Annotated in this window: 13 protein-coding genes; all 13 read left to right on the top strand. The window is 41.9% G+C overall.

Features of this window, described 5'->3' with window-relative positions:
• Positions 1–21 precede the first annotated feature (21 nt).
• The 13 genes from G608_RS0112995 to G608_RS23600 all read left to right on the top strand — a co-directional run bounded on the left by G608_RS0112995 (position 22) and on the right by G608_RS23600 (position 18,113).
• A complete protein-coding gene (locus G608_RS0112995) occupies positions 22–1,257 on the top strand; it encodes an ATP-grasp domain-containing protein (RefSeq protein ID WP_026496396.1) in 1,236 nt (411 codons plus the stop codon).
• 117 nt (positions 1,258–1,374) lie between these two features.
• Positions 1,375–2,577, top strand: coding sequence for a hypothetical protein (locus tag G608_RS0112990; RefSeq protein ID WP_026496395.1), 1,203 nt, complete (start codon positions 1,375–1,377; stop codon positions 2,575–2,577).
• Positions 2,578–2,607: 30 nt separating this feature from the next.
• Positions 2,608–3,651 (top strand): glycosyltransferase family 2 protein, encoded by a 1,044-nt coding sequence (locus G608_RS0112985; protein ID WP_026496394.1) that lies wholly within the window; start codon positions 2,608–2,610, stop codon positions 3,649–3,651.
• 237 nt (positions 3,652–3,888) lie between these two features.
• A complete protein-coding gene (locus G608_RS0112980) occupies positions 3,889–5,031 on the top strand; it encodes a glycosyltransferase family 52 (RefSeq protein WP_026496393.1) in 1,143 nt (380 codons plus the stop codon).
• 219 nt (positions 5,032–5,250) lie between these two features.
• Complete coding sequence (locus G608_RS0112975; RefSeq protein WP_026496392.1) at positions 5,251–7,002, top strand: ABC transporter ATP-binding protein; 1,752 nt, start codon at positions 5,251–5,253, stop codon at positions 7,000–7,002.
• Between the two features lie 18 nt (positions 7,003–7,020).
• Positions 7,021–8,784 carry a hypothetical protein gene (locus G608_RS0112970; protein WP_026496391.1) on the top strand — a complete coding sequence of 588 codons (1,764 nt, stop codon included), beginning with the start codon at positions 7,021–7,023 and terminating at the stop codon, positions 8,782–8,784.
• Positions 8,785–8,827: 43 nt separating this feature from the next.
• Positions 8,828–9,307, top strand: a complete 480-nt coding sequence (locus tag G608_RS0112965; RefSeq protein WP_026496390.1) for a GtrA family protein — start codon at positions 8,828–8,830, stop codon at positions 9,305–9,307.
• Positions 9,308–9,310: 3 nt separating this feature from the next.
• Positions 9,311–10,447 carry a dTDP-4-amino-4,6-dideoxygalactose transaminase gene (rffA, locus tag G608_RS0112960; RefSeq protein ID WP_026496389.1) on the top strand — a complete coding sequence of 379 codons (1,137 nt, stop codon included), beginning with the start codon at positions 9,311–9,313 and terminating at the stop codon, positions 10,445–10,447.
• A complete protein-coding gene (locus tag G608_RS0112955; protein WP_026496388.1) occupies positions 10,447–12,270 on the top strand; it encodes a hypothetical protein in 1,824 nt (607 codons plus the stop codon). Before rffA ends, G608_RS0112955 begins: the two co-directional genes overlap by 1 nt.
• Before the next feature lie 52 nt (positions 12,271–12,322).
• Positions 12,323–12,850 (top strand): GNAT family N-acetyltransferase, encoded by a 528-nt coding sequence (locus G608_RS21165; protein ID WP_051209322.1) that lies wholly within the window; start codon positions 12,323–12,325, stop codon positions 12,848–12,850.
• Between the two features lie 4 nt (positions 12,851–12,854).
• Positions 12,855–13,799 carry a glycosyltransferase family 2 protein gene (locus G608_RS0112945; protein WP_026496387.1) on the top strand — a complete coding sequence of 315 codons (945 nt, stop codon included), beginning with the start codon at positions 12,855–12,857 and terminating at the stop codon, positions 13,797–13,799.
• Positions 13,783–15,447: a DUF6020 family protein gene (locus G608_RS0112940; protein ID WP_026496386.1), complete on the top strand. Its 1,665-nt coding sequence runs from the start codon at positions 13,783–13,785 to the stop codon at positions 15,445–15,447. Before G608_RS0112945 ends, G608_RS0112940 begins: the two co-directional genes overlap by 17 nt.
• Positions 15,444–18,113 (top strand): hypothetical protein, encoded by a 2,670-nt coding sequence (locus G608_RS23600; RefSeq protein ID WP_026496385.1) that lies wholly within the window; start codon positions 15,444–15,446, stop codon positions 18,111–18,113. The genes G608_RS0112940 and G608_RS23600 overlap by 4 nt, the downstream gene beginning before the upstream one ends.
• Positions 18,114–18,119 lie beyond the last annotated feature (6 nt).

Raw genomic sequence — 18,119 nt, 5'->3', positions numbered from 1 at the left:
AGAGGACTTAGCGAGGTGTTTATGAAAAAAATATTTATCCTTGGTGCCAGTGCATTGCAGGTACCTGCCATCAGAAGAGCGAAGGAAAAGGGCCTTTACGTATATGCCCTGGATTATGATCCGGAGGCAGTTGGAATAAAGGATGCCGATGAATTTTTGTGTATCAGTACAATTGATAAGGAAGCTGTTCTTGAAGCAGCAAAAAAATATGAGCCGGATTATATAATCACATCCACCAGCGACATGCCGGTAAGGACGGTCGCATGGGTAAATGAGCAGCTTGGAAAAGGATGCGATATTTCCTATGAGGATGCAATCTGTGCAACCAATAAGGCTGCCATGAGAAAACGCATGAAAAGCAGCGGTGTGCCGGTTCCTGCCTACTATGTGGCAGCGTCACTGGAGGAATTTCTCGAAAAGGCCGAGAACTTTGCCGATGTATTCATAAGTAAGCCTGCGGATAATGCGGCCAGCAGAGGTGTTGTTCTGGTAAATAAGGGACGCATCAAAGACCTTGCAGGTGATGAGGGCGTAAGGGAATCTCTCAAAGAAATATATGAATACACCCATGAGTATTCAAGAAATGGAGAGGTTCTTCTCGAAGAATTTATGACAGGTCCTGAGGTAAGTGTCGAGTCATTTACAACAGGCGGTGAGACACATATTATCACCATCACAGATAAGATGGTTACAGAGGTTCCCTTCTTTGTTGAGACGGGACATACAGAGCCCTCAAGACTGACGGGGGAGCAGCAGCTTGATATAAGAAGAGTTGCTCTTATGGCTATTAAAGCACTTGGTGTAAAGGATGGTCCTACACATACAGAGATAAAGGTTACTCCCACCGGGGCTAAGCTGGTGGAGATCGCGGCAAGACTTGGCGGAGACTATATAACCTCAAGGCTGGTTCCTCTTTCAACCGGAGTAGATATGATCGATTGCTGTATAGCATCTACCCTTGGCGAAGAGGTAAAGTGGCAAAGAACCAGGGAAAACGGCAGTGCCATCAGATACATATTTGCAGAGGATTCTGATGATGAAGTGCGCACCATAAAATCCATTGAGGGCGTGGAGGATGCGAAAAAAATGCCCGGTGTTGAAGAGGTTGTTATGTATAAGGCAGCCGGTGATAAAGCAGAGCGTATAAAGAACAGCGGCGACAGGCTTGGACATGTTATCGCTACTGGAAGGGATGCTGACGAAGCGGCACAGAACGCGGAACGAGCCCTTGCCCGCATTAACATTGAATATATATAATTATGATAGAATTGCGAGAGCTTCGAAGAAACGGAGCAATTCGTATATCATGTGGCATCAAAAGCCGGTAAGCAATTCGTATATAATGTAATTAATCTGTCTGGAGGAATTGTCGATATGTATGAAATCGGAAGCGAATTTAACTTAACTGAGAATTTTGACAGGAAAAACCTTATCAGCTTCTTTACTGATAAAGCTGAAGGCAGCGGAAGATATATAGAGTTTTTGAGATGCGGCAGAGATGCCATCGGTTTTGTTGCGGATGACATAATTGCTGATAATACAGAAGATGAGCAGAGAACGGTATTTATTCCTGCGCTTTCTTGTGACTCAATGGTAAGACCCTTTGAGGTAAGGGGATTTAAGGTAGTATATTACAGATTAAATGACAATCTGACAGTGCGCACAGACCGCTTAATAGAAGCGATCGGTGATGTGAAAGCACCGGTTGTACTTCTTATGAATTTCTATGGAATAACTGAGGTAAGAGGATACATTGAGGCATTAAGGGATAAATATCCCGATGCTGTTTTGATTGAGGATGTGACCCACATTCTTTTTAACCCTGAAAAGTATCTGGATAAAGCTTTTTACGGAAAAGAAGAATATGTTCCTGATTACCAGGTGGGCAGTATAAGAAAGTGGCTGGGTGTTCCCGACGGAGCCTTTGCTGTCAGCAAAAAAGAGTTCATTATGGGAGCTCTTACAGGGGAGACGGATTTTTCTGCCATGAGATACGAGGCTCTTAAGGAGAAAACAGAGTATCTTGAAAACGGAGATCAGGAGCTGAAGGATCACTACAGAAAGCTTTTATCTGATGCAGAGGATACCTTAAGCGACGGCCTTGATCCCTATCATATTTCTGATTTGAGTGCAGAGATTCTGAGTAATGTGGATGCAGGATCCTTGGAAGCAAGGAGAAATGTAAATTACAGAAACCTGTACAAAAGACTTAGCAGACTTCCTCTTTGCGGTAAGGCATTTAAGCTTCTTTCCGAAACTGAGCTTTCAGAGTACGGAATAGATTATGAGTACACTCCTTTCATGTTGCCTATAGTACTTGATATTGATTTCATGAGAAGAAGCGCAATTACCGAAGAGGGTAAGAATATCACCAGAGACGGCTTTGAGAAAAAGCTTGCAGCCCGCGGTGTATATGCACCTGTGCTTTGGCCCATAGCTGATGAAGCTGCAAAGGTATGTGAGATATCTGCAAGGTTTTCTGATAATATGCTGGCGTTCTGGATCGATCAGCGTTATAACCGCTTCGATATGGAGCAGGCTGCCAGGGTATTTGATGAAGAGCTTAGCAGACTCTGATAATTATTTTGATTACGGAAGATAAGATAAATGCGACTTAGTGTGATAGTACCTGTTTATAACATGGCAGGTGATGATAAATTAAAGCACTGTCTTGATTCGCTTGTGCAACAGACAATGCCCGATGGCGAAATAGAGATAATTGCGGTGGATGACTGCTCTACGGATAATTCCTTCGAAATAATGAAGGAATATGAAAGAGATTATCCAAATAGATTTAAGGCGCTTCACTCAGAGAAAAATCATCACCAGGGCGGAGCCAAAAATATAGGCCTGCAGATTGCAAAGGGAGAATGGATCGGTTTTATAGATGCTGATGACTGGGTTGTCTCTGACTACTATGAGAGACTCCTTGGGAAGGCAGATGAGACCGGTGCAGATATGGTTGGCTGTGACTACAGTCTTGTTGATCACTATACCTTTGAACCGGGACAGATAGTTCATAATAACAATGCCGATCAGACCGGCGTCATGGATCAGGAGAAATACAGAAAGCTTCTTCTTGATACCGGAAGCCTTGTTGTAAAAATCTATAAGAGAAATATTGTTTTCGGAAATGAGCTCTGTGAAAACAGGAAGATTTTCCCCGAAGATATTTTCTATGAGGATAATGCGGTAAGTAATACCTGGATGCTTCGGGTTAAGCACTTTGAGTACATAGAGGAGCCCTTGTATTTCTATTATCAGCACAATGCTTCCACGGTACATACTGTTTCAAAGAAAAATCTTGAGGACAGGATGACTGCAGGACGTCAGATTCTTGCGGAAGCTAAGGAGAATGGCTATCTTGAAACCTACAAGCCTGAAATAGAATTCATGTATACTGTGCTTTTCTATGTTAATACGCTGTTTTCGGCAATGCCAAAAGAACAGCATATTGAGGGTTGTTACAATTTTACAAAGAAAATGGCTAAGGAAATGAAGGAAGCCTTCCCTGATTTTCAGGAGAATCCTTATTATAAGGAGCGAATTCATCCTGAGGAGAAAAAGCTTATTTCAATGCAGATGAAGTCACATCTGCTATTCTATGTATATTACAGGCTTTTGTGGATGTATAGAGGCTTAAGAAAATAGAACCCTCATCTGTCAGCTTCGCTGACATCTTCCCCCAGAGGGGGAAGACAAAAAGAGCCTTCCCTCAAAGGGGGAAGACAAAAAGAGCCTTCCCTCTCAAAGGGGGAAGACAAAAAGAGCCTTCCCTCAAAGGGGGAAGACAAAAAGAGCCTTCCCTCAAAGGGGGAAGACAAAAAGAGCCTTCCCCCTCTGGGGGAAGGTGGCGCGGAGCGCCGGATGAGGGTATAAGGAGTTAATTTGTACGAGAGAATTTATGTGTGCCACACCTTTTATCATGTGTATGTGGCATGCCTTAAGGAATTTCATATTTTACATGAGGTAATGAGAAGCGAGGACGGCTTTTTTGCAAAGGAAAAGGCCGGAATCGGCAGCGATATGGCAGGCCGTGCAACCCTGGTGCTCTCTAAGATGAGCAACAAGTTCGGATCGATGGTTGAGCGGGCAAGAGAGTGCGGACTCTTTGAAGAAGTAATAGAGTATGATGAAAAGGTGGATACCTTTTTCCCTGAGCTTAAGCCTCTTCGCACCAACACAGGAAATCTTGCAAAGAACATGATCAACAGGATTAAGTTTTGCAAGCGCTTTGCACAGCTTCAGGAGAAATATGTTCCTGTAAATTTCAAAAAATATAAGGACATATATGTATTCTGTGATTCAGACCCTATCGGCTATTATCTGAATTACAAGAAGATAAAATATCATGCTCTCGAGGATGGCCTTAACTGTATTAAATACGGTGATCAGGCAAGATATGACAATAACGGGCATTTTAAGTTCAAGGCGTGGCTTGCCTCCACGGGGCTTATTTTCATACAGAACGGCTGGGGAAGATATTGCATAGATATGGAAGTTAATGATATTTCCATATTGGATTATCCCTGTCCCAAGTACATTGAGGTTCCAAGGGAGCCCCTTGTGGAGGAGCTTACAAGAACCGACAAGGAGCTTATGCTTAAGCTTTTTGTGGAAAATATGGATGAGCTTACCGCCCAGCTTGAAGAGGGTAAGGATAAGCCGAGGGTACTTATTTTATCTGAGCCTCTCTGCGACCTTGAGACAAGAGAACGGTTATTCAGAGACCTTGTGAATGAGTATGGCAGGGTTAACGGTAAAGAAGCTGTTGTAATGATCAAGCAGCATCCAAGGGATTATCTTGACTACAAGGAGAAATTCCCGGATGTGATCCTGCTTGCGGGCACATTCCCCATGGAGATGCTCAACTTTATCGAAGGGCTCAAATTTGATAGACTAGTATCTGTATATACAGTTGTTGATTCAATAAAGTTTGTGGACGAAAAGCTGTTCCTTGGTGATGATTTCATGGATAAGTATGAAGCGCCTGAGATTCACCGACTTAACGAACAGATTATTGACGATTAAGATGCCCTCATCCGGCACTTCGTGCCACCTTCTCCCAAAGGGAGAAGGCATTAAAAATTGCCTCCCCCAAAAGGGAGAAGGCATTAAAAATTGCCTCCCCCCAAAAGGGAGAAGGTATTAAAACATTGCCTCCCCTAAAAGGGAGAAGGTATTAAAACATTGCCTTCCCCCTATGGGGGAAGGTGCCCGAAGGGCGGATGAGGGTACTATAGGAGAAACATGAAAAAGATTTATCAAAAGATGATGGTGCTTTTGGATAAGCGCCAGAAGAAACAGATGGTACTCATTGTGCTTATGATGCTGCTTGGAGGTCTTCTTGAGACTCTTGGTATCGCAATGCTGCTACCTGCAATGACAACAGTAATAGATCCGGATAAGGTGTCAGAGAATGAAAAGCTCTCGGCGATTTATAACTTTCTTGGATGCACAAGCATTACCCAGTTTGCTATTGTAATCTTTTTGGCATTGATAGCTGTATTTATCATAAAGAACATCGTTTTGTTTTTCATAAATGTGATACAGCTCAGGTTTGTTTATACCAATCAGTTTGCCACATCAAGGCGCATGATGATCAATTTCATGCAAAGGCCTTACGAGTATTATCTCAATGCGGACACGTCGGTTATTCAGAGAAATATCACCTCCGATGTAAACAATATGTATGGCCTCATCTTAAGCTGTCTGCAGCTTATTTCGGAGATGATCGTTTTTGCTTGTCTTGTTATCATGCTTCTTTATATTGATGCCAAGATGACGCTGTCCATTGCGTTTTTGCTTGTGACTGTTCTTTTGATAATTAAGTTCATCATTAAGCCTATCATGGTTAAGGCAGGTCAGGACAACCAGGATTACTACAGCGGACTTTTTAAATGGATTGAGGAGTCCGTTATGGGTATCAAGGAAATCAAGATTGCCAATAAGGAAAACTATTTCATAAACGGTTATGCAGACTGCGGTGCCGGCTATGTTCATGCGGTACAAAAATACAACCTTTATAATTCAACCCCAAGACTTCTTATCGAGACCATAAGCGTTGTGGGAATGGTTGGATATATGCTGTTTGTAATTATTAGCGGCGAAGCACTTAAGGACATGGTGGCACTTGTAGGTGTCATGGGAGCTGCTGCAACAAGGCTTATTCCAAGTGCAAACAGAATTAATAATTATCTTACTTCAATAGCATATTTTGAGCCATTTTTCATGAATGTAAGCGATAATCTCCAGCAGGAGATAAACGACGGCTCTGTTTCGTACAATGCCGAGGATTACAGGGAAATGAAGGAAGTAGAAAAGCTTCCTGTTCATAAGCTGATCGATCTTAAAAATATCACCTATCGTTATCCTAATTCCGAGGCCTATGTTCTTAAGAATGCGGATATGCAGATTCCTGTAGGCAAGGCCATTGGAATTGTGGGAACCTCGGGTGCAGGAAAGACAACAATTGTTGATATCATGCTTGGTCTTTTGAAAATAGAGACAGGTGAAATTCTTGCTGACGGAGTTGAGGTAAGAGAGCATTATCCCCAGTGGCTTAAGAATATCGGATACATTCCTCAGACTATTTTCATGCTGGATTCAACCATCAGAAAGAATGTGGCCTTTGGTATTCCCGATGAGAATATTGATGATGCAAAGGTATGGGCGGCGCTGAAGGAAGCCCAGCTTGATGAATATGTAAGAAATCTTCCCGATGGACTTGATACTACAATCGGTGAGAGAGGTATCAGACTTTCCGGTGGACAGAGGCAGCGTATCGGTATTGCCAGGGCTCTTTTTGAGGATCCGGAGGTTCTGGTTCTTGATGAAGCAACAAGTGCTCTGGACAATGAGACAGAAGCAGCAATCATGGATTCCATCAACAGGCTTCACGGAAAGAAGACTCTTATAATAATTGCGCACAGACTTCAGACCATTGAGAAGTGCGATATGGTTTACAGAGTAAATGGTCAGAAGGTTACACAAGAAAGATAACATACCCGGGGGAACAGTATGCTTACGCTTACAGCTGTTAAAAACGAGATTTTCAGACTTAAAAAATATCAGGAACCCATGGAGAAGTGGCTGTTTCCGCTGATCATATTTCTTTATCCTTTTATAGGAGTATCCCAGGGCGTAGATGTTACGGATACCACCTACAGTCTTGGTAACTACGTGTATTCAGGGACAATAGATCCCATGTGGTTTCTGGCAACCTTTATTCCGAATCTTATGGGAAAACTTTTCACGCTTCTTCCGGGCGGAGACGGAATGCTGGGAATGAATATTTACTGCACGATCTTTATATGCATCACGGCCCTTTCCGCATACTATATGCTGCAAAGATGGATTCCGGGATGGATGACCTTCCTCGGAGAGATGATAGCTATCAGCTTATGCTGGTGCCCAAGAGTTATTCTCTATAACTACATGACCTACATGTTTTTTACCTTGGGCGTGCTGATGCTTCTTCATGCCATGACCGACTATGAAAAGAAGGCCTACAGATTTGCTCTTGCGGGAGTATTCTTTGGTCTTAACGTCATGGTGAGATTTCCTAACATAGTTGAAACTGCTTTGATAGTAATTCTGGTATACTATGAGGTCCTTCATAAGAGAGAAAAGGAAGTGATCTTTAAAAAGCTGGGATATTGTGTTCTTGGCTTTTTCATTGGATTTATCATTCCTTTTTTAATTATTTGTATAGCCTTTGGATTTTCGGCTTATCCACAGATGATAGGATCACTGTTTGCAATGTCAGAGGGGGCCAGCGATTATTCCAGCGCAGGAATGCTGGCACTTATCCTTGGAGCCTGGTGGAGCAGCCTTAGACATATGCTTATAATTGCACCCTTTATGATGGCTGCGGCTATCCTTTTAATGCTAAAGCCCGGTAAGTATTACTGGATCAAGAGACTTTTGTATGTGGCAGGTATTCTTGTGCTTGTAAGATATTTCTTTAAGAGCGAAATCATTACAAGAAGCTATTTTTACTACGACAGTATGTTTGAGCCGGCTATGATGTTTCTTATTGCAGGTCTTGTTTTCCTGGTGCTTGGAGTTACACCGCTCCTTCACGGACAGGCTTCGGAGAGGTCCTTTTGCCTGGCATCAATATTGATAATACTGATCACACCTCTTGGAAGTAACAATTATACTTATCCTGTTATCAACAATCTCTTCATTGTGGCACCTGTCATTTTGTGGATGTTCAGACGAGTAAGACAGGCAGCAGGAAAAAGCGAGCTTAATTTTACATGGAAGGCAATGTTTATTATGCTGCTGACTGTTCTTTGCATTCAGGGCGGACTGTTCCATGTTTATCATAGCTTTGTTGACGGAACTGACGGCGAAAAGAGAGATACAGTTGTGGGTTCTCAGGATGTTCCAAGGGCAGCAGGTATGCATACCACAAAGAATAATGCCAAGTCCCTTACGGATTTGTATGAGTTTCTGTGTGATAACGAGCTCCAGAATAAAAGGCTTCTGCAGTTTGGTAAGGCTCCCGGTCTTTCATACTTGTTTAAGATGGAGCCTGCGATTTTCAGTACATGGCCGGATCTTGATTCCAATACCGTAGAAAAATTTGCCATCGCTCTGGATTCCTATGGCGGCGCCAATGCCAGTGAGCTGCCTGTTGTTATCGTGAATCCGGATCTTGAGGGTGAAGTACTGGCAGAAGAAAAATGTGACCTTTTATTGGACTTCCTTCACAGTTTTAAGTATAATAGTGTTTTTGATAATGGTCGTTTTATTGTTTATGCGGTTTCTGAGTGATGACAGACTGTTTTTCAGAGACTGAAGGAAGAAAAGAGGAATTATGGAATTAAATGAATTACCAAAGAAGGATATCTTTGACAAAATAATGTCGCTGCCGGTTCTTAATATATTTGAACCCTTTTACAAAAAGTATAAGGAAGGACTGTTATATTTATTCTTTGGAGGACTGGCCTTCTTTTTAAGTATTTTCCTTTTTTGGTTTATGGATAGTGTGATGCACCTTAATGAGGTGGTCAACAACACCATCGATTGGGTTATATGTGTTGCGTTTCAGTTCTTTACCAACAGAACCTGGGTCTTTGACGGTAAAGTTGATACAAAGAAAGACTTCATAAAGCAGGCAGGATCTTTTACAGCAGGAAGACTGTTTACACTTGTAGTAGAGGATGTTTTAATATTTATTTTCATTACTTTATTGAAATTCCCCAAGATGCCTGTAAAACTGGCTGCAACTTTTGTAGTTATAGTTCTTAACTATTTTATCAGTAAGCTGATAGTATTTAAGAAAAACGAGGATTAACTTATGCGTATAAATTTTAACGTACCTCCCTATACAGGGAAGGAAATGGAATATATCAGGGAATGCGTTGAGAACCAGAAAATCTGCGGTGACGGCATATATACCAAAAAGGATAATGAGTGGTTCGAGGAGAAGACAGGCGTAAGTAAATGTCTTCTTACAACCTCATGTACCCATGCCACAGAGATGGCTGCCATCCTTGCAGGTATTAAAGAAGGTGATGAGGTTATCATGCCATCCTTTACCTTCGTATCCACTGCCAATGCATTTGTACTTCGCGGTGCTACTGTAGTATTTGTTGATATTCGCCCTGATACCATGAATATCGATGAGAAGCTTATTGAGGCTGCGATAACACCTAAGACAAGAGCAATTGTACCTGTGCATTACGCTGGTGTCGGCTGCGAGATGGATACAATTCTTGATATAGCAAAGAGACATAATCTTTTTGTTATTGAGGATGCTGCCCAGGGTGTTATGTCTACCTATAAGGGAAAAGCTCTTGGTGCCATCGGCGATTTTGGTAATTACAGTTTCCATGAGACCAAGAACTACAGCATGGGAGAAGGCGGAGCCCTTCTTCTTCGTGATGAGGATTATATAAATGATGCGATAATCATCAGAGAAAAGGGTACCAACAGAACTCTCTATCAGCTTGGAAAGGTTGATAAGTACACCTGGCTTATGCCCGGATCATCTTATCTTCCAAGCGACATGAATGCGGCGTATCTCTATGCGCAGCTTCAGATGGCAGATGAGATCAATGAGGACAGAATTTCCCATTACAACAGATATATAGAGGAATTTAAGCCTCTTGAGGAGGCAGGACTTATCGAGCTTCCTTATGTACCTGATGAGTGTGTACACAATGCTCATATGTTTTATATTAAATGTAAGGACGGCGAGGAGAGAGGTCACCTGATTGACTATCTCAAGAGTAATGATATCCTGCCTGCTTCACATTATGTACCGCTTCATACATCTACAGCCGGACTTAAGTATTCAAGATTCCACGGTGAGGATAAATACACTACAAAGGAGAGCCTTAGACTTCTTCGACTTCCTATGTATTACAAGCTTACAAAGGAGGATCAGGGAGAGGTTATCCAGAGAGTAAAGGAATTCTATAAGGCAGTTTAATGAGTCATTTTGAAGATAATGGGGAAGTCGGAGAAAAGACTGATAATATGAATAATATTTGTGAAAACAGAAAACGTAATTTTATAAGCACAGGTCTCATGGTTACTGCATTTGCGGTGGCTGTGGGACTTTTGTACGGTTATTTCTATGATCTTAATGATGATGTCCTTATGAAGGATATTTTATCAGGCGTTTATACCGGAAAGCCCGAAGGGCATAACATTCAGATGCTGTATCCTGTCAGTCTTTTTATAAGTATTTTCTATAGGATAATTCGCGTGGCGGACTGGTATGGACTTTACCTTCTGGTTTGTCAGTATCTTAGCCTTTCGCTTATCATGGATTTTGTTGCAGGTAAAACAAAGAAGGCCCTGAAGGCAGCAGCCTTTGTACTTCTTATCTGTTCATCCTTGATGCTTGGGCACCTTGTTATAGTTCAGTACACCTTCGCTGTTGCCATGATGTGCGGAGCAGCGGCGGTTTTGATCGCAGAGGGCAGAGATAAAACTGCAGCGGCCTTTATAGTTGTTGCTTTTCTTACAAGATCAGAGATGACACTTTTGATGCTGCCTCTGGTGATGGTGGTTTTGTTTTTCAGGTTCATTGATAATTTCAGGGAAACCGGTGCATTTAAGAAGGCACTGACCTGCTTTTTGATGATAGCTGCAGGCCTGCTTATTTCCGAAGGAATCCACTTTGCAGGTTACAGCTCTGCCGGTTGGAGAGAATTTAATTCCTTTTTCGATAGCAGGACGGAAGTTTACGATTTTTATCAGGTTCCTGATTATGATGAAAACAAAGAGTTCTACGATTCTATCGGGCTTGATAAGACTGAGTATGAGCTTTTGATAAATTATAATTTTGGACTTGATGATGAGATAAACGCAGATACCATGAAGAAAATTGCAGAGTATGCTGCATCCATAAAGCATGAGGAGAGTTTACCATCAAGGCTTAAGGCAGCGCTGCCTGGTTATTTCTACAGGCTAAGGAGCATATCGTTTCCTAAGAGCTTTGAGTATCCCATGACAGATTCGCCGTGGAATATCGTTGCTCTTATTCTCTATGTGTACGTGATAGTTATGGCTGTCATTGCCATTCTGGGAGATGCTGCGAAGAAGGGCGCTCTTCTGATTGGTAAGGTTATAATTCTTTTCCTTGGAAGAAGCAGTCTGTGGCTTTATATTCTGGTCAGAGGAAGGGATCCCATAAGGATTACCCATTCTCTTTATATGCTGGAAATCATCGTGCTGATTACGGTTATTGCAGGCATACATGCCGGAAGAGCTTCCACTGATGATTCTGAAAAAGTGCCATTTTATAAAAGCCCTATAAATATTCTTGCGGCTGTATTGGCAGTGGTTATGCTCATCTATATACCTGTTCAGGCTGATGTAACCCGCAGAGAATGCTTAGGCAGATACGAATATAATGAAGTATATGAGATTCTTGAAAGCTATTTTGAAGAGCATTCTGAGAATTTCTATTTTGTGGATGTGTATTCCTCTGTTGCTTATGAGGATAATGGTTTTACTTATTCACAGAGGATGTTTAATGCCAATGGAAATAAGGGCTCTAACAGTATTTTGATGGGCGGCTGGGCCAGCAAAAGTCCCATTGAAAAAAAGAAGCTTACAGCCCGCGGACTACCTGACAATATGCAGGATGCCGTTCTGGAAGCAAATAGCTTTATTGCTGCCGATAAGGATACGGATATGCAGTGGCTTACCAACTACTATGAAGAAAAAGGTATCAGTGTTTCACTTACCGAGATTGATGAAATTGCAGGCGAGTTTGTTATTTATATGGTAAATAGCCGGTAAAAGCATTGAGACCACTGCCTTTAGCACGGACAATGAGCTTAGGAATGAGATTATGGTTAAAGATGGAACTAAGGTTTTTTTAAGAAAAATCACATACGATGATACACCCTTAATTGTGAAATGGCGTAACAATGAAAGGGTCAGGAATAATTTCATCTACAGAGAGGTGTTTACCGAAGAGGGACATAACAGCTGGATGAAGAACCAGGTGGAGACAGGAGAGGCTATTCAGCTGATCATTTGTGAAAAGACTGATGGAAGGCCCGTTGGAAGCGTATATCTTCGTGATGTGGATATGGAGCTTAGGGAAGCTGAGTATGGCATTTTCATAGGAGAGGACGATGCTCTTGGTAAGGGCTATGGTAATGAAGCGGCCACTCTTATGTGTGATTATGCAAAAGACGAAGTGGGGCTAAGACGGCTTATTCTCAGAGTGTTCACGGATAATGAGCCTGCAAGAAAGAGCTATGAGCATGCGGGCTTTGTCAAGATGCAGGCGCTCCCTGATGTAGAATGCTCTGACGGCGAGGTCAGGGACATGATTCTGATGGAAAAGAAATTAACAGATATGGTAGAATAATCCTATGCATAAATTAGTAAGTTTTATTATTCCGTGCTATCGCTCGGAGAAGACAATTGAAGATGTTATAAATGAGATTGAAGGCGCAATGGATATGCTTGTGCTTTACAGCTACGAAATCATTCTGGTGAATGATTGTTCTCCGGATAACACCTGGCAGAAAATCTGTGAGCTTGTAAAGGAGCATGATGAAATTCGCGGCTATAATCTGGCGAAGAACTTTGGTCAGCACGCAGCTCTTATGGCCGGCTTTAACGAGGCCAAGGGCGATATCATCGTGTGCCTTGATGATGACGGGCAGACTCCCGCTGATGAGGTTGGTAAGCTTCTTTATCAGATAGAGATGGGAGCTGATGTTGTGTATGCCAGATATGGTCATAAGCAGCACAATCTTTTCAGGAATTTCGGTACAGCCATGAATGAGTGGATGGCTCATGTGATGCTTGGTAAGCCAAAGGATCTGTTTGTATCCAGCTATTTTGCAGCCAGAAGATTTGTTGTGGATGAGATGGTGAAGTATAAGAGCTCTTATCCTTACGTAATCGGACTTGTTCTTAGAACCACAAGAAATATCGTTAATGTGGATGTTACCCACAGAGCAAGGACTGTTGGCAGCAGCGGATATACCTTTTCAAAGCTCATGGCATTGTGGATAAACGGTTTCACTGCATTCAGTATCAAGCCTCTTAGAATAGGAACACTGATGGGAGGCCTGATCGCATGCTTTGGCTTTTTATATGGAATATATACCATAATCAAGAAGCTTTTGTATCCTGACCTTCCTATTGTCGGATTCAGTGCTCTGATGTCAATGATGACCTTCATGAGCGGAATGTTAATGATAATGCTTGGACTGGTTGGTGAATACATCGGAAGAATATATATTTCTCAGAACAATAATCCGCAGTACGTGATTCGCGACGAGGTCACACATGAGGAATCAAAGTAATAGAAATAAGACCTGGCTGTTGCCGGTCTTATTTGGCGTATTGCTGTCCCTCTCCATAACCTGGGGATATCAGCTTGAACATTATGATCATATCGTTCTTACGGATATAAAGGGTATCGTTGTATTTGCGATTCTCGCGATGGGTTTTGCTCTTTTGGTACATTTCAGCTGGGTTTTCCTGGACAGAAGAGATGTAAGGCTAAGCCGCAGCGAGGAGCAGATACATGTTGTCCATAAAAGAGAGATGAGTAAATACAATGGATACGACAGAGGCTGTTTTCTTGCGGTATGGTTTGCTATAGCACTTTTTAGCTTTATCGTACTTCTTGGTGTTTATCCCGGCTTTTTTGTTTATGATGCCCAGACAGAGGTAACAGAGGTTTTAACAAGAAGCTTTAATACACACCATCCGCTTTTGCATGTGCTTATGCTTGGCGGAAGCGTTGCTTTTTTTCATAAGCTGACTGGAAGCTATAACGTAGGGATATTTGCGTATACAGTCCTGCAGATGCTTGTGATGACCTGGATTTTTACCTATATCATCAGCTTCATGAAAAGGCATGGTGCAGGCAGAAGGTTAAGAACAGCTACTGCTTTGTTTTTTGGCATTTTTCCAACGGTTGTTATGTATACTCTCTGCTCCAGCAAGGACGGGCTTTTTTCAGCCTTTCTTGTGCTTACTGTCATTCTTATTTTGGAATGGGAGGAGCTTTCCGGTAATGATAAGAAGAAATGCAAGCAGAGACAGATAATTATAAGTGCACTTCTTATGATGCTTTTTAGACATAACGGATTGTATGCGTACCTTGTATTTGCGGTCTTTGTGATGATTGCAGGCAGAGAAAAGCAAAAAAAGAGTGTAATAAAGCATGGCAGGAAAGTTTTTCTTATTGTGCCTATTGTGCTTTATCTTGTCATAAATACTGTAATGGGTGCTGCTCTTAAGGCAGAAAGCGGTGAACATCAGGAGATGCTTACAGTGCCAATTCAGCAGCTGGCAAGAACTTATGTGTATGAGGGCGATGAGCTTTCTGAGGAAGATAAGGCTGCAATTGTCAGTTATTTAAGCGAAGAGGGGCTTACACATTACACTCCGAGAATATCAGATATATTAAAGATTTATTTTAATAATTCTTTATATGAGAGTGACAGAGTAGGCTTCTGGAAGCTGTGGGCGAAGCTTTTTATACAGCATCCCATGTGCTACGTAAATGCGTGGTTTTTGACGTCCTACGGATATTGGTATCCCGGTGCTGTTATAAACGTATATCAGGGGAATACGGTTTTCACCTTTACTTATAAGGACAGCTCATATTTTGGATATGAGGTGGAGCTGCCGGGAGAGAGGTCTTCATTTATTCCTGTTATCGATGATTTTTACAGAAAGCTTTCAATAGAGAGGTTTCAGCAGAATATACCTGTGATTTCGCTTTTGTTTTCGCCTGCTGCATACTTCTTTGGCTGTCTTTATTTGTTTATGACGGCCCATCACAGGAAAAAGGAGCTTTTGTATCCTTACCTGCTCATTATGCTGGTATGGATGACAGTGCTTCTAGGACCTACTTATCTGGTTAGATACGTTGTATATTTGTGGTATATTATTCCTGTTTTGTTTCAGGTTGGAGCATTGCAGGTGGAGGAATTATGAGAAGAACGGTTGTAACAAAACAGACAGCTGCAAGGGCTGTTATTATACTTTTTGCTTTACTTATTGTGCTGTCGGTGTTTCCCTTAAGAATCTGGCAGAGGACTATCAGTGAGCATGCGGATGTAGAGGTTACTATGACCTCCGACAGGGTAAATGATTATCATGATGTGGTACAGAAGTTTATTGCCCAGTACGACAGGATTGATTCAATTGACGTATATGTAAGTGAGCTTGAAAGAGGTCAGTACATGTCGGTTGTGGTATATAAACCGACAATGGAGGTTTTGTATGAGCGTTATGTTTATCTTGGGGACAAAACTCTTCCCGGATATGTAACGATTCCCCTTGGACTTGATCTTGAGGTGGGAGAGACCTACACGATTCTTCTAAACGGATGCTTCTCATCTTTCAGGGTTGGATACAGTACCTATGATCCTGCAAGATTTCCCTATGTGCTTTCTTTTGCCTATCATGATACTGAAGTTGGCGGAGTCAGCCTTGCTGCTATATATAATTATGAGCAGCCTATTACAAAGAAAATGTCACTTCTTGTAATACTTGCGACTGTCCTTGCGGCAGCAGTGCTTTGCCTTTTGGTATCGGTTATTTACGGAGGAAAAAGAAATAAGCTTGTTACTGTCCACAGGGTAATAAGATTTGTTGGAAATCCCATTGCGGTTGCCATAACCTTAGCGCTCATGATCATGATCTTTCCTCTTAAGATTTTTGATGACAGAGTGATTGATATTGTCTTTTATGAGGCAGGTGTCATTATATGCGGATTTTTCATGCTTTATGCAATTAACCATGAAAACGATGCGACTCTTGAGGTAAAGCTTTGGCACAATGTCCTGAATTTTATAAAAATGAGTATGATCGCGGCAGCTGTATGGTTTTGCTGCGAATACATGAATGCTTTTTACACGATTTATCAGAGTATTGCAGAACGTAAGGAGATGATCTGTCTTCTTGCGCTGCTGTGCCTGTTTATCCCGAGAGAAAAGATACTTAAGATTTATAATCTTATCTATTGCGCTGCCACTGTTGTGGCCGGTGTTATCTATAGAAACGGACATCTTATGGCAGAAACCGAGAAGGAATATGATCTTCATAACGCTGCCATGACCTATGGCGTTGTAATTGCAATTCTCTTCGGATTTTTAATTATCAATATCGTTGTGGAAATCGTCCGCATGATAAGCGAAAAGAAATCGGATAAGAAGGGCAGATACAGTATTACTGTTATGGCTGTAGTAGCTATTTTGTTTTTTGCGGCCATTGCTGTTTTCAGAAACACCAGATGGTGGGGCGTAGTGCTTGCTGCATTCGTTCTTATGCTGATGTTCTGCTATGGAAGATTCTGTTTTCCTGAAAAAGAGAGCAGGAAGGGTTATCCTGAGCTTGTGATGGGAGGACTGCTTCTTAATTTTGTAGTGTCTATGCTTTACTGCTGGGCATTTAGAATGTTCCCGGCATTTAATACAGGAAGATTTCCTTTTGTGTTCCATACTGTAACTGTAACGGCTGAGTATATGACAGCTATGGAATGCATGGCAATGGTGCTTTTGGCATATAAGATATATGACACCAGAGATATCAAGCGCTTTAAGGACAGATTCAGATATCTTTGGAAGGAATTCATTCTTTTTGGCTTTGTAAGTGCATACCTGATATTCACTATTTCCAGAACATCTTACCTTGCATGCATTGTGATGTTCCTGTTTGTATGTGTTGTCACAGCTTCTGACAATAAAGACGGAAGGTTTAAGTATTTCCTTAGACAGCTTATCACCATGGCTTTTGCTGTGATTTTGTGCTTCCCTGCTGCGTTTACCATGCAGAGAATACTTCCCGCAATTTCAGCTCATCCAAAGACCTTCCTGATTGAATATTGGAATCCGGGCTTAAACGGTGGCGGTAATCCCGGCAGCACTCTTTTCATGAATGTGGAGAGATTTGCCGATCTGTTTTCTGAAAAGATACTTGGCGTTGATCTGATCAACTACAAATATCCTGAGGACAAGTACAATTTTGATGAAAAGGGCAGACCGATCTATGGTCAGAACGGTGTAAAGCTTACAGAGGTTCAGGGTGAGTTTTATAAGGTTGAGATCAAAGATCTTTTGGAATCAGCCCTTACTTCTGAAGAGGACAAACAGTATCTTCTTGATACGGCAGGCTACGAGCTTGGGCTGGATCAGCCTCAGGAAGAGGTGGAAGATGCTCCTGCTGAAGAGGTAACAGAGGAAGCTTCTACTGAGCAGAATCTTTCAGATGGAATAGAAGAGTTCTCAAACGGAAGAATTACTATTTTCAAGTCATACCTTCAGCAGATGAATCTGTGGGGACATGAGGAAATGGGAGCGGAGCTTCCTTCCGGAGAAATTGCGGTTCATGCACATAACACCTATCTTCAGGTGATGTACGATAATGGAATCATTACGGGAATATTGTTTGCGGCAATTATTCTCATATCTATTATTTCGGGATGGCTTTATTACATAAGATATAAGGGAGAGATTCCCGGTGCACTTCTTCCCGGTGCAATGACAGTATGCTTTGCAGTAGCATCGTTATCTGAGTGGGTGTTCCAGCTCAGTAATCCCATGACGATTGCTCTGATGCTGTCACTTATGCCTCTGTGCATCAGAGAGCAGAAAAAATGAAATTGT

The organism is Butyrivibrio sp. WCD3002 (assembly GCF_000424265.1).
Classification (GTDB): Bacteria; Bacillota; Clostridia; order Lachnospirales; family Lachnospiraceae; genus Butyrivibrio.
Note: the sequence above shows the minus strand (reverse complement) of the source record. Positions and strands in the feature narration are given on the sequence as shown.